General features: G+C 58.3%; 11 protein-coding genes. 6 read left to right on the top strand and 5 right to left on the bottom strand.

Annotation, left to right across the window (positions count from 1 at the left end):
• Window positions 1-188 precede the first annotated feature (188 nt).
• Together OOZ53_RS15305 and OOZ53_RS15300 are read left to right on the top strand one after the other, a co-directional pair.
• Complete coding sequence (locus OOZ53_RS15305; RefSeq protein WP_271090520.1) at window positions 189-1547, top strand: HD domain-containing protein; 1359 nt, start codon at window positions 189-191, stop codon at window positions 1545-1547.
• A gap of 2 nt (window positions 1548-1549) precedes the next feature.
• Window positions 1550-2053 (top strand): hypothetical protein, encoded by a 504-nt coding sequence (locus tag OOZ53_RS15300; RefSeq protein ID WP_271090519.1) that lies wholly within the window; start codon window positions 1550-1552, stop codon window positions 2051-2053.
• Between the two features lie 141 nt (window positions 2054-2194).
• On the opposite strand, the gene OOZ53_RS15295 is transcribed toward OOZ53_RS15300, so the two are convergent.
• The 4 genes from OOZ53_RS15295 to OOZ53_RS15280 form a co-directional block, all read right to left on the bottom strand.
• Window positions 2195-5941, bottom strand: a complete 3747-nt coding sequence (locus OOZ53_RS15295) for a vitamin B12-dependent ribonucleotide reductase (protein WP_271090518.1) — start codon at window positions 5939-5941, stop codon at window positions 2195-2197.
• A gap of 652 nt (window positions 5942-6593) precedes the next feature.
• Window positions 6594-7508 carry a haloalkane dehalogenase gene (locus tag OOZ53_RS15290; protein ID WP_271090517.1) on the bottom strand — a complete coding sequence of 305 codons (915 nt, stop codon included), beginning with the start codon at window positions 7506-7508 and terminating at the stop codon, window positions 6594-6596.
• 104 nt (window positions 7509-7612) lie between these two features.
• The gene (gene gpt / locus OOZ53_RS15285; protein ID WP_271090516.1) at window positions 7613-8110 is read right to left on the bottom strand and encodes a xanthine phosphoribosyltransferase; all 498 of its coding nucleotides are present in this window, start codon (window positions 8108-8110) and stop codon (window positions 7613-7615) included.
• A gap of 124 nt (window positions 8111-8234) precedes the next feature.
• On the bottom strand, window positions 8235-9074 hold the full coding sequence (locus OOZ53_RS15280) for a universal stress protein (protein ID WP_271090515.1): 840 nt from the start codon (window positions 9072-9074) through the stop codon (window positions 8235-8237).
• Between the two features lie 290 nt (window positions 9075-9364).
• On the opposite strand from OOZ53_RS15280, the gene OOZ53_RS15275 reads away from it, so the two are divergent.
• Window positions 9365-9517 carry a DUF1127 domain-containing protein gene (locus OOZ53_RS15275; protein WP_425499159.1) on the top strand — a complete coding sequence of 51 codons (153 nt, stop codon included), beginning with the start codon at window positions 9365-9367 and terminating at the stop codon, window positions 9515-9517.
• 54 nt (window positions 9518-9571) lie between these two features.
• Here the strand turns inward: OOZ53_RS15275 and OOZ53_RS15270 are convergent, their stop codons facing one another.
• Window positions 9572-10333 carry a competence/damage-inducible protein A gene (locus tag OOZ53_RS15270; RefSeq protein WP_271090514.1) on the bottom strand — a complete coding sequence of 254 codons (762 nt, stop codon included), beginning with the start codon at window positions 10331-10333 and terminating at the stop codon, window positions 9572-9574.
• Between the two features lie 129 nt (window positions 10334-10462).
• On the opposite strand from OOZ53_RS15270, the gene OOZ53_RS15265 reads away from it, so the two are divergent.
• From OOZ53_RS15265 to OOZ53_RS15255, 3 genes are all read left to right on the top strand, one after another.
• Window positions 10463-11344 carry a LysR family transcriptional regulator gene (locus OOZ53_RS15265; RefSeq protein ID WP_271090513.1) on the top strand — a complete coding sequence of 294 codons (882 nt, stop codon included), beginning with the start codon at window positions 10463-10465 and terminating at the stop codon, window positions 11342-11344.
• 110 nt (window positions 11345-11454) lie between these two features.
• Window positions 11455-12282 (top strand): putative hydro-lyase, encoded by an 828-nt coding sequence (locus tag OOZ53_RS15260; RefSeq protein WP_271090512.1) that lies wholly within the window; start codon window positions 11455-11457, stop codon window positions 12280-12282.
• Between the two features lie 56 nt (window positions 12283-12338).
• The gene (locus OOZ53_RS15255; protein WP_271090511.1) at window positions 12339-13388 is read left to right on the top strand and encodes a TRAP transporter substrate-binding protein; all 1050 of its coding nucleotides are present in this window, start codon (window positions 12339-12341) and stop codon (window positions 13386-13388) included.
• Window positions 13389-13413: the final 25 nt, after the last annotated feature.

The raw sequence follows: 13413 nt of genomic DNA, 5'->3' as shown, positions 1-13413 counted from the left end.
TCGATGGGTCAGACTAGAGAAAGTCTGGTGGAGGCTTTGTTGCTGGGTGTTTTCGCACTTCGTTTTCGACAGTTTAGAAACGCAAATAAGCTGCAAATGGTTGAAGGAGCATCGCTTATTCGCTTTAAAGTAAGTGTTTCGCCCTATGATAGGTCATTGGATTTAACTCAGGCAGGTAAGAGAAGAATATGAGTGGAACTCAGCGACTTCGAGACCCAATCCACGGGCTGATTGTATTTGATAGTGACAACGACAAGATTGCTTGGAAGCTGATTGAAACTCCTGAGATGCAGCGACTTAGGCGGATCAAGCAATTGGGGTTTTCGGAGTTCACTTTTCCAGGTGCGACACACAACCGATTTTCCCACTCGATTGGGGTTTGCAACAATGCCCGAAAGCTCATGAGGGTGGTTAAAGACTCTGAAGGTCGTAAGTTTGATCCAAAACGGGAAGAAGCTGTTTTGTACGCGGCGCTGCTTCACGACATAGGACACGGGCCATTCAGTCATGCGTTTGAGAATTCAAGAGAGGCTATTGCAAAAGCTCGCGGGAAGGATGCGATTGACAATCATGAAATATATTCAGCGCGTATCATTAGAAATGTCGACGGCTCAATTTTTCCTATCCTAGAAGATAGGCGACCGGGGCTGTCGAATGAAGTTGCAGCAATCATTGAAGCCGACGATCCCGTAGACATCTATCATGCTGTAATTTCCAGTTCCTTTGATGCCGACCGCTTAGATTTCCTAGTTCGTGATAGGTACATGACTGGTACCGGGGCTGGTGCAATTGATGACGATTGGCTCATAGACAATTTGACAGAAAAACAAATAGCCGTAGCGCAAGACGATGACGACGAACCACAAATGGTTCCAACGTTTGTTTTTAAACTCAAAGGAAGACAAGCTGCAGAGGATTTCTTGCTTGCTCGGTATCGCCTATACACAGAAGTTTACTTGCACAAAACGACCCGAGGCTTGGAGACGATGCTGTCAAGGCTTCTTAGGTTCGTTGGTGACAGAGATATTCCAGCCGAAGATTTGGCGCTGGATGGCCATTCTAGCCTGGTAAGGTTTTTGCGTGAGCGGGAGAGCGTCGCTGACTATCTAGATCTAGACGACTACGAAATCTGGAGTGCCGTCAAACGGATGCGGGCTTCGAAAAAGGCGAATGTCGGAGAGTTAGCACAGCGTCTCTTAAACCGAGAGCATTATTTTGTTCTTGATTTGTTCCGTGAATTTGGTGATGATAGTGCGCGACTTGCAAATGCTCGAATTGCCGTCGAAAAACAGTTTGAAAATGAGATCTCTGATACTGTTTTTCGAGATGCTCCGTCTGTGAATCTTTACTCAGCGAATGAGGGGGAGGCGGAAAAAATGCACAAAGTTGTGCGTATTATGGATGGCGATGGCAAACCTGTAGAAATCAAGGATTTTGAGAATACGATCATTAGCTCTAAGTTAACGGAAAAACGACGTTTGATTCGCTACTATTTCCCGACTCGGGAACTTCGTGGCGAAGCGTTGAAAGCAGCGCGTGGGAATTGAGGATGGATAGCTCACTGATTACAGATGTTATTGGTGCGTCAGAAGATAAAAAGGTTTTTGGTAAAATCCGATTGCAAAAAATCTTTTATCTTCTTGATCAACTTGGTCTTGATTCTGGTTTTACGTATTCCTACCACCATTATGGTCCATATTCTGAAGACCTTTCTAACACGCTCTTTTTTGCTGAGTTTTTTGATAAAGTGATCGTTGAATCTCAAGGCAAGACAAAGCTTGGCAACATCTATAGTGTTTTTTCATTGTCTGAAAATGCAAACGAAATGTCTCCGGAAGTTGGAAAGCTGTCATCGGATGACATAAAGACTCTGGTTAACACTTTGGAAGCTCCAACTTCAGTTGTCATAGAGCTTGCTGCTACGATTCATTGGCTCCGTGAGAAAGAGGGCGTTGCTGAGTGGGAAGCAGAGCTAAAAGCTAGGAAGACAGGCAAAGCAACCGATGAGAATATCAAAAAATCTGTCGATCTTCTGGGCAGCATAGGCCTCTAGACTTTCTTGCGTTAAGCATCCTCTTTATCCGAAGCGAACGAAGTATCCCGTTCTTGCCACTTTTATAATAAGTCACCCCCCCCCCCGCATCTCTGCGAGGGGCTTCTTCATTTCACTGGTGCCGGTGTTGACCTCGGTGCCTTAACTACACCCGCTGGTCGCCCCGCAGGTGTCGCACTTCAGGCACGTCCCGTTCCTGACCATCGTGAAGTTCGAGCATTCCGAACAGGCATCGCCCGTGTAGCCCTGCATGATCGCCTTGGCGCGGCGGTCGGCTTCGACCTGTTTTGCGTCGGCGCGGGCGTCTTCGATGGCGTCGCCGTCGAAGAGTTCTTCTTCCTCGGCGATCTCCTCGGAGAGCTGCCGGGCGCGTTCTTCATAGTCGCGCTTGAAGGCGGCGGCTTCCTCGGCGTTCATCGCGGCGACGGCCTCGGAGACGACGGCGGCGCCGCCGGATATGGCCGTGACGTTGGAGCCGCCGCTGCCGGCCGGGGCGCCGCCCATGGGCTGGCCGCCGGGGGCGACGAGTTCGAGCTTGTGGCCGCGGGTCCAGCCCTTGGAGACGGGCGCGGTCTTGCCTTCCTTGATGCCCTTGCCGAGCGCCGTGTTGGAGAAGTCGGACGTATCGATATGGGCCAGGTCGTGGCGCTCCAGATAGGAGACGGCGAGTTCGCGGAAGACATAGTCGAGGATCGATGTCGCGTTCTTGATGGCGTCATTGCCCATGACCATGCCGGCCGGCTCGAACTTGGTGAAGGTGAAGGCCTCCACATATTCATCCAGCGGCACGCCATATTGCAGGCCGAGCGAAATGGCGATGGCGAAATTGTTCATCATGGCGCGGAAGGCGGCGCCTTCCTTGTGCATGTCGATGAAGATCTCGCCGAGGCGGCCATCGTCGAATTCGCCGGTGCGCAGATAGACCTTGTGGCCGCCGACCACCGCCTTCTGGGTGTAGCCCTTGCGCCGGTTGGGCAGCTTCTCGCGCTCGCGGATGACCTTCTCGACGACACGCTCGACGATCTTCTCGCTGACCGACACCGCCTTGGCGGCGGCGGGCGCCTCGATCAGTTCCTCCAGCGCGTCCTCGTCGTCGTCATCCTCTATGAGTGAGGCGTTGAGCGGCTGCGAGAGCTTGGAGCCGTCGCGGTAAAGCGCGTTGGCCTTCAGCGCCAGTTTCCAGGAGAGCATATAGGCGGACTTGCAGTCCTCGATGCTCGCCTCGTTCGGCATGTTGATGGTCTTGGAAATGGCGCCCGAGATGAAGGGCTGGGCCGCGGCCATCATGCGGATGTGGCTTTGGGTGGAAAGATAGCGCTTGCCGATCTTGCCGCATGGATTGGCGCAGTCGAAGACGGGCAGGTGCTCGTCCTTCAGGAAGGGGGCGCCCTCCAGCGTCATCGCACCGCAGATGTGGATATTGGCGGCCTCGATATCCTTCTTCGAAAAGCCGAGGAAAGCCAACATGTTGAACTCGAAATTGTTGAGTTCTTCCTCGGAGATCTCCAGAACCTCGCGGCAGAAATCCGTGCCGAGCGTCCACTGGTTGAAGGCGAATTTGATGTCGAAGGCCGATGCAAGCGCACCATTGAGCGCCTCGATCTTTTCGTCGGTGAAGCCTTTTGATTTCAGCGAAGCCGGGTTGATCGCCGGCGCCTGGTTGAGATTGCCGTGGCCGACGGCATAGGCCTCGATCTCGGCGATCTCGCTTTCCGAATAGCCGAGCGTGCGCAGGGCTTCGGGAACGGCGCGGTTGATGATCTTGAAATAGCCGCCGCCGGCGAGCTTCTTGAACTTGACCAGCGCGAAATCGGGCTCGATGCCGGTCGTGTCGCAATCCATGACGAGGCCGATCGTGCCGGTCGGCGCGATGACGGTCGCCTGGGCGTTGCGGTAGCCGTGCTTCTCGCCGAGCTCGACGGCCTTGTCCCATGCGGCTTTCGCATGGGTGACGAGTTCTTCGTCCGGGCAGTCGTCATGGGCGAGGGCCACCGGGTTGGTGGAAAGCTTTTCATAGCCCGCCGTCTCGCCATGGGCGGCGCGGCGGTGGTTGCGCATGACGCGCAGCATGTTGGCGCGGTTCGGCTTGTAGCCGGGGAAGGGGCCGAGCTCGCCCGCCATCTCGGCGGAGGTGGCGTAGGAAACGCCTGTCATGATGGCGGTGATGGCGCCGCAGATGGCGCGGCCGGCATCGGAATCGTAGGGAATGCCGGAGGTCATCAGCAGGCCGCCGATATTGGCGTAGCCGAGGCCGAGCGTGCGGTACTTGTAGGAAAGCTCCGCGATCTGCTTCGACGGGAACTGCGCCATCATCACCGAGACTTCGAGAACGATGGTCCACAGGCGCGTCGCATGCTCGAACTCACCGATGCGGAACTTGTTGGTCTTCTTCTCCATGAACTGGAGCAGGTTCAGCGAGGCGAGGTTACAGGCCGTGTCGTCCAGGAACATATATTCCGAGCACGGGTTGGAGGCGCGGATCGGGCCGGCGGACGGGCAGGTGTGCCAGTCATTCATCGTGGTGTTGAAGTGGAGACCCGGATCGGCCGACGCCCATGCGGCATGGCCGACCTGGTCCCACAGGTCGCGCGCCTTGACGGTCTTCGTCACATCGCCGGTGATGCGGCCGATGAGATCCCAGTTGCCGTCGGCCTCGACGGCGTTGAGGAAGTCGTCCTTGACCGAGACCGAGTTGTTGGAGTTCTGGCCGGAGACGGTCAGATAGGCTTCGGAATCCCAGTCGGTGTCATAGGTGGTGAATTCGATGTCCTTGTGGCCCTGCTCGGCGAACTGGATGACGCGCTTGACGTAGTTCTCCGGAACCTGCGCCTTCTTGGCGGCGCGGATCTCGCGCTTGAGGGCAGGGTTCTTCTTCGGATCGAAGCAGTCGCCGTCCGGGCCCTCGCAATTGACGCAGGCCTTCATGATCGCCTTCAGATGGGAGGCCACGACCTTGGAGCCGGTGACGAGCGCCGCCACCTTCTGCTCTTCCTTGACCTTCCAGTTGATATAGGCCTCGATATCGGGGTGGTCGATGTCGACGACGACCATCTTGGCGGCGCGGCGCGTGGTGCCGCCCGACTTGATGGCGCCGGCGGCGCGGTCGCCGATCTTCAGGAAGGACATCAGGCCGGAGGACTTGCCGCCGCCCGACAGCCTTTCGCCTTCGCCGCGCAGATGCGAGAAGTTGGAGCCGGTGCCGGAGCCGTATTTGAAGAGCCGCGCCTCGCGCACCCACAGATCCATAATGCCGTTGTCGTTGACGAGATCGTCCTCGACCGACTGGATGAAGCAGGCATGCGGCTGCGGATGCTCATAGGCCGATTTCGACTTCACCAGCTTGTTGGTGAAGGGATCGACATAGAAATGGCCCTGGCCGGGGCCATCGATGCCGTAGGCCCAGTTGAGACCGGTGTTGAACCATTGCGGGCTGTTGGGCGCGACGCGCTGGGTGGCGAGCATGTATGCAAGCTCGTCATAAAAGGCGCGGGCGTCTTCTTCGGTGTCGAAATAGCCGCCCTTCCAGCCCCAATAGGTCCAGGTGCCGGCGAGGCGGGTGAAAACCTGGCGCGCGTCTGTCTCGGAGCCGTAACGCTCGTCCTCGGGCAGCTCTTCCAGCGCCTCGAGATCGGCCGTGGAGCGCCACAACCAGGACGGGACGGCGTTTTCCTCAACTTTTTTAAGGCGCGCGGGAACGCCGGCCTTGCGGAAATATTTCTGCGCGAGGATATCGCTCGCGACCTGCGAGAACTGTTCGGGCACGTCAATATTTTCCAGACGGAAGACAATGGAGCCGTCCGGATTCTTGATTTCGCTCGTCGCCTTGCGAAACGCGATCTCGGCGTATGGCGACTGACCTTCTTTTGTAAATTGACGCTCAATGCGCATGCTTGCTTTCCTCGTTTCAAGACTGCCTTGCCGCCGCCCAGCCGACAAGACGCGATTTCCCCTTTCTGCGTGCGGTTTACTCAAGTGAACTGCAGCAGACCTTAAACTATCGAAGCGTTTTTTCGCGAAGCCCCCCTCGCTAATATGACGCTATATCTTGTGTCGATATTTGCTGCAAACACTAAAGATAGTATTAACAGCTTCTTTTCGCCAATCACATTTTTCCAATAGCCTCAGCTATAATCCGCGCAAAAACTCCCCGTGTCCCGAACTGGAAACTCACCCGTCAGGGACGTCATGTCCTTACACATTACAACTGATTGTGATCTGCCTTGAACGCGCAGACCGGCGCTGCTGGAACAACGTCTGCACAGTACAACGCGACTCGTTTTCGACCGTCAAGGGCTTGATTGAGACAGAATTGTGAACACCAGATGTTGTGGGTGCATCATGTGGAAAGCGGGGAAAGCGCAATGCCTTGCAATTCCCGCATTTGGCTGTCCGTCAAGCCATTTCGCGGGCGAATATGTGCAGTGAAAAAAATATGTGATGCACAGCGTGCGCACCGTCTCTTGACATGTCCACAGGCATCGGCAAGCGAATCAATCGCCGGCCGAAACGCAATTCTCGGTAGAGAGTTCCGCTGCCCGATTCAGCTCTGTCTTGCAAAGGCAATCAGCTTTTCGGCAAGCAACGGTCCGGCATCTTCCTGCAGGAAGTGGGAGGCGTTTTCCGTGATGAAATGATTCTGTCCACTCGTGCCCGGAACCAGCTTCTGGAAAATCTTCTCGCCGCCGCGCATGATCATGTCCTTGTCGGAAAAACAGGTCAGGAACGGCTTTTCGAATCGGCGCAGGCTCTCCCACGCGGCGCGCTGGTCGGGCGCGGCCGGATCGTCCGGGCTTGCCGGCACCAGCATGGGGAAGGCGCGCGCGCCAGCCTTGTGGCTCTCGTCGGGGAATGGCGCGTCATAGGCGGCGATGGCCGCGTCCGACATGCCGCGCGCCGTGCCGCGCGAGACGATGCCGCCGATATTGAATTCGGGCGTTGTCTGGCTGTATTCGCGCCACTGCTTGAAGGCCTCGCCGAGATCATGATCGCCTGTCGGCAGCGCGGTGTTGCCGATCATGACGCGGGCAAAGAGATCCGGCTCCTCGGCCACCAGCCGCAGCCCGATCAGTCCGCCCCAGTCCTGGCCGAAGAAAGTCATGTCCTTCAGACCCAGCGCCGCCAGGAACTGTTTCATCCAGGTCACATGGCCGAGATAGGAGTAAGCGTTGCGGTCGTCGATCTTGTCGGATTTTCCGAAGCCGATGAAATCCGGTGCGACGACGCGGAAGCCCGCTTCGGCGACCGGCGGTATCATCTTGCGGTAGAGATAGGACCAGGTCGGCTCGCCATGCAGCAGAAGCACCACCGGCCCATCCTTCGGGCCCTCATCGACATAATGCATGCGCAAGGGGCCGTGATCGCCGCCGTCAATGTTCAGGTAATTCGCCGCGAATGGATAGTCCGGCAGGTTCTCGAACCGCTCCTGTGGCGTGCGCAAGACGTTTGCATTGCCCATTACACTGATCCTCCCGATATTTGTTCAACCCTGTCATAGATAGGATGCGGGGACCGGCAATGCCAGTGCGAATCTCGGTCGAGCGCTGATGCGACTATCGCGTGCTAACCGGCGTGATCCTTGGCGATGGGCTCCTGGTAGGTGAAACCCATGTCCCAGGGGAAATAGATCCAGGTATCCTGGCTGACTTCCGTCACGAAAGTATCGACCATCGGGCGGCCCTTGGGCTTGGCATAGACGGTGGCGAAATGTGCCTTGGGCAGCATGGCGCGGACGATCTCGGCGGTCTTGCCGGTATCGGTCAGGTCATCGACGATCAGCACGTTCTCGCCGTCGTCGGACGACAGCTCGGCGTTGATCTGCTTCAGCACGGTCATCTCGCCCTGGCTCGAATAGTCGTGATAGGAGGCGACGCATACCGTTTCGATCATGCGGATATTGAGTTCGCGGGCGACAATGGCGGCAGGCACCAGCCCGCCGCGGGTGATGCAGACAATGCCGCGCCACTGTTTTTCCGATCCCGAAATGCGCCAGGCGAGGGCGCGCGCGTCGCGGTGGAACTGATCCCAGGATACGGGGAAGGCTTTTTCTGGAAGGGACATGGGTTCCTGCACTCCTTGCGGCATTTTCGTGGTGCCGCGGATTTAGCCGGGAACGCGACGGCAACGCAAGAGGCCGGCCCGGTCAACCGCCGGGCCGGCCCAGCAAAAAGGACATTCGTATCGGTTATCGCGACATCAGTGTGAGGTTCGGCATGGATTGCAGCATGGTGCGGGTCACGCCGCCGAAGAGATATTCACGCAGCCGCGACTTGCTGTAGGCGCCCATGACGAGAAGGTCGGCGCCGGTATCGGCCATACGGTTCTGAATGATCGCGGCGGCCGGCAGGCCGTCCGATATCTCCGTATTGATGGTGACATCGGCGCCGTGGCGGGTCAGCGCGGCGGCGATCTCGGCGCCGGCCATGGATCTGCTCTGCTCGGCGGTTTCCTCAGGGTCGACACACAGGATTTCGACCTTCTCGGCTGTCGTCAGGAAGGGAAGGGCATCCCACACGGCGCGTGCCGACTCACGCGTGCCGTTCCAGCCGATGATCGCATGTTTGACCGGTTCGGCCTTGCGGTTGACATAGGGCACGAACAGCACCGGACGTCCGCCTTCGAGCACCAGCGCCTCGAGATCGGCAAAATCCTCTTGTTTCTCCTCTTCGTGCTGGCGCACGACCACGATGTCGGCGCAGCGCGCGCTAGACAGCGCGGACAGGGCATTGTCGCCGGACAGCGAGCGGATCGGCCGCCATTCCCAGGAAACGCCTTCGCGATCGCATTTTTCCTTGAACTTGGTGCCCATCTCGCCCATGCGCTCTTGGATCTCGCTCTCGTCGGCCTTGAAGACGCTGGCGTCGGGAATCTCGATCGGTGCGGCATAGGAGACCTTCACCGCGGCTTCGGCATGCAACCCGATCAGGTGCGATCCGAATGTGCGCGTCAGTTGCAGTGCTTCATCGAGTACATGGTCGCAATCCTCCTCGCTGCGCAGGATCACCAAAACGGTTTTGTAAGGCATGCTCGTCTCCCTCGGGTCTCGGCACGGAATTTGGACACGCAGGTGCATCGCCCCGCGATCCGTTGGCGACACAATTTCAGATATAGCGGTAAACCGCGTTGATTTCTGTCAAATCGATCGCGCCGCGCCTAGTGCTTTCGTCGCATGGCCGCTTTGGCGGGGCATGAAATTGTGCAATGCAAAAATGCAAAGCTCCCTTGCAGAAAAATCACTGCAAATTCAGCGGTTAACGCACCATATGGCGTTTCGAATTACGAAACACCCCGGACCAGCCGGAAAAGGAAAACAAAATGAAGTCCATATTCAAGACCATGCAGCAGCGCCGCGCCCACAACCGCGCCTGCCGCGAGCTCAGCAATCTTTCGGACCGTGAACTCGCCGATCTCGGCATTTTCCGGGCCGACATTCCGAGCGTCGTTGCCGGCAACCGCCACCTCGACTAATCGGAACAATCAGAGTTCAAGAAGAATGGCCGCCCACCCGCTGGGCGGCTTTTTTTATCGCTGCACCTTGGTCGCCTTTGCGGCCTTTATTTCCGACAGCATGGCGTTGATCGCGAGCACCGCCCGGTCTATCGCCTCCGTATCACGGGAGCGCACGACGATCTGCGTCGAATAGGTCTCGCCGTCGAATTTCGGGTAGGAGCCGATCACCGTATCGGAGTGATCGTTCTGGATTTCTTCAAGGCCCTCGCCGATGGTCCCCTCGCCATAGGGGCAGTCGACGATCTTCGAGTGGATGACCGCGCCGGTTTCGAGCCGTGGCAGCAGCCAGTCCAGCATGGCCTGGAAGATCGCCGGAACGCCGGCCATCACATGGACATTCTCGATCGTGAAGCCGGGCGCCACGGAAACGCGGTTGCGGATATGGGCCGCGCCGCGCGGCATGCGCGCCATGCGCTTGCGGGCCTCGGTGAACTCCATCTCGCGGGCTTCATAAACCGCGCCCATGATTTTCAGCGCCTCGTCATCATATTCGCACGGCACGCCGAAGGCGGCGGAAATCGCCTCGGCGGTGATGTCGTCATGGGTGGGGCCGATGCCGCCTGAAGTAAAGACATAGGTGTAGCGCTGGCGAAGCGCGTTGACGGCTGCGACGATGTCCGCCTCTTCGTCGCCGACAATGCGCACTTCCTTCAATTCGATGCCGGCGGTTGTCAGCATGTCGGCAAGGTGCGCGATGTTCTTGTCCTTGGTCTTGCCGGAGAGCAATTCGTCGCCGATCGCGACCATTGCCGCCGTAACGATTTTTTCTGACATGCCTGCCTTCATCCTCAACGCCATTACAGCTTCCACAGGTAGCGCGCATCGGAACGGGCCGCAAGAATTTGTAGCCGTGTGCGTTGAACCGTGTATCTTGTCGGCGCTGGTATCGAACGGAAAGAACCGATGACTTTTGAGCAGCTTAGGACATTCCTGTGGGTGGCGCGGCTGGGTGGCGTGCGCCGCGCCGCCGAACAGATGAACCTGTCGCAGCCAGCGGTCTCGGCGCGGATCGCGGCATTGGAAACCGCGCTCGGGGCGGCACTGTTCGACCGCGCGCAAAGCGGCATGCGCCTGACCAAGCGCGGCGAGAAACTGCTCGGCTATGCCGAACAGATCCATCGCATTCAGGAGGACATCAAGGCCGATATTGTCGACCCGGCGGGACTGGAGGGGCAACTGCGTGTGGGCGTTTCCGAGACGGTCGTGCAGTCCTGGCTGCCTGAGTTTGTGGCCGAACTGCGCGCGGAGTATCCGCAGGTCGATGTGGAGATCACCGTCGATGTTTCGCACAATCTGCGCGACCAGCTTTTGAACCGTTCGCTCGATCTTGCGATCCTCATGGGGCCGATCTCCGAATCCAGCGTCAACAATATCGAATTGCCTGCGTTCGATCTTGTCTGGATCAAGGCACCGTCGCTGCACTTCGACGGTCCGGATGAAGACATATTGCGGACCACCCCGGTCATTACCTATGCCCGCAATACGCGACCCTATCATGACCTCAAGGTCAGGTTGCTCGAGCGCCATGGCGGCGAGGTTCGCCTGTTTCCTTCACCGTCACTTTCTGCCTGTATCCGCATGGTGGCGACCGGCCTTGGCGTCGGCGCATTTCCCGAGCACCTGATCCGGGATCAGATCGAGAGCGGGCAATTAGAGGTTTTCGATCCCGGCTGGCGGCCGGACACGCTTCGCTTTACAGCATCCTATCTGGGTGAGCCGAAAAGCCACCTGGCAGAGCGTGCGGCGCATATCGCCCGTAATGTCGCGGTCGCCCATATGGGGTGATCATGATTTTCGATCAAAAGTGAAAGAAAATTACAATTTGACGTAATCATGCCGATTGCGAATGATCTGTGACACTCAATATCGGGACAACCGGTGTCACAGAGGCGCGCATGACTTTCGTCCAGAACTACAGCGAATTGCGGAACCTGCCGGCGGCCTCCTTGCGTGAGGTCATTCGTTCCGGCCGCTACACCGGCCATACCGCCGGGCTGGCGCCGGGGCACCTGCAGGCCAATATCGTCATTCTGCCCGAGGCATTTGCCGTCGATTTCATGCGCTTTTGCCAGCGTAACGCGAAGGCCTGTCCGCTCGTCGGCGTGTCCGACCGGGCGAGCCCGATGATGCACACGCTGGGTGGCGATATCGACATCCGCACCGATGTTCCGTCCTACCGGATCTACCGCGACGGCGCGGCGCAGGAAGAGGTTTCCGACATTCGCGAATTCTGGCGCGATGATCTCGTGGCGTTTGCGCTCGGTTGCTCATTCACCTTCGAGCGCGCGCTGATGGCTGAAGGCATCCGCCTCCAGCATATCGAGCGAAACATCACCGTTCCGATGTATCGGACATCCGTCGCAACCGAGCCTGCCGGACCGTTTCGCGGCGGTGTCGTCGTTTCCATGCGGCCGATCAAACGGAGCGATGTCGAGCGCGTGACGGCGATTTCAGCGCGCTATCCGTTCGCCCATGGCGGCCCATTGCACGTCGGCGCTCCGGAGGCAATCGGCATTGCTGCACTCGAACGCCCGGACTGGGGCGAGGCCTGCGCCATCGCCGAAGACGAGGTTCCGGTGTTCTGGGCCTGCGGAGTGACGCCTCAGAACGCCGTGCTGAATGCCCGTGCGGACATCTGCATCACCCACCAGCCGGGCTGCATGCTGATCACCGATGTCGATGAAAGCCAGGAGGTTCCGGTCTACCGGCCGGCGAATGCGTAATCCGCCAAGGATCAACAAACAGACAAAACAGTAAAATCAGAGAAGGAGCACATCTGATGAAAATCTTGAAAACACTCGCCGCGGGCGTCGGTCTCGCCGCCATGATCGCGACGGCGGCACAGGCCGCTGACAAGCCCGTGACCGTGAAGGCGGTGGGCACGTGGGGCAGTCTGACGAATTATCAGAAGCATGAGGGCCCGTTCTGGAATGATCACATCAATGCGGCGACAGGCGGACAGATCGTCGGCGAGATCCGGCCGCAGACCGAGCTCGGCCTCAAGGGGTTCGAGATCATGCGGCTCGTCAAGAACGGTGTCTTTGACTATGCCTTCGGACTGCCGGGCTATGTCGCGGCTGAAAACGCCGTTTTCGAGGGCGCCGATCTTTCCTCGCTGACGCAGGACATCGAGACCCAGCGCAAGGTGGCAGAAGCCTATTTTCCGACCCTGGAGAAAGCCTTCGCCGACATCTACAACGCCAAGCTCCTGCAGCTTTACCCGTTCCCCAGCCAGACATTGTGGTGCAATGGCGAGGTCAACGGTCTCGATGACCTCGACGGCAAGAAAATCCGCGTCTACGCGACGACGCTCGGCGATTTCGTCGAAGGCGTTGGCGGAACCTCGGTCACGGTGCCCTTTGCCGAGGTGATCCCGGCGCTCGAAAAGGGCGTAGTCGACTGCGGCATCACCGGAACCATGTCCGCCTACAAGGCCAAATGGCACCAGGTGGCGACCCATGCCTATACGCTGCGCGTCGGCTGGGGCCTGGCATTCGGCGCGATGAACATGGACAAGTGGAATTCCATGTCGCCGGAACAGCAGGCAATGTTGAAGAGGGAACTCGATGCGCTGACCGATGCCATGTGGGCGGAGACGGCGACGGAGGACGAGGTGGCGATCTCCTGCATCACGGGCGGAGCCTGCGAGATCGGCGAGCCGGGCGCCATGACACTGGTGGCGCCGAGCGAAGCGGATCTCAAACGGCGCGACCAGGTGGCCAATGATGTTGTGCTCGCCCGCTGGGCGGAACGCTGCGGCGAGGATTGTGCCAGGAACTGGAACGAAACCGTCGGCTCCATCCTCGGGATGAAGGCTGAGGCAAAATAACAAAAATCAAGGACCACGGCCGGCA

Source organism: Allohoeflea poritis (assembly GCF_027889715.1).
GTDB classification, from domain to species: domain Bacteria; phylum Pseudomonadota; class Alphaproteobacteria; order Rhizobiales; family Rhizobiaceae; genus Hoeflea_A; species Hoeflea_A poritis.
The sequence above is the reverse complement of the archived record's forward strand: the minus strand, read 5'-3'. Positions and strand labels throughout refer to the sequence as shown.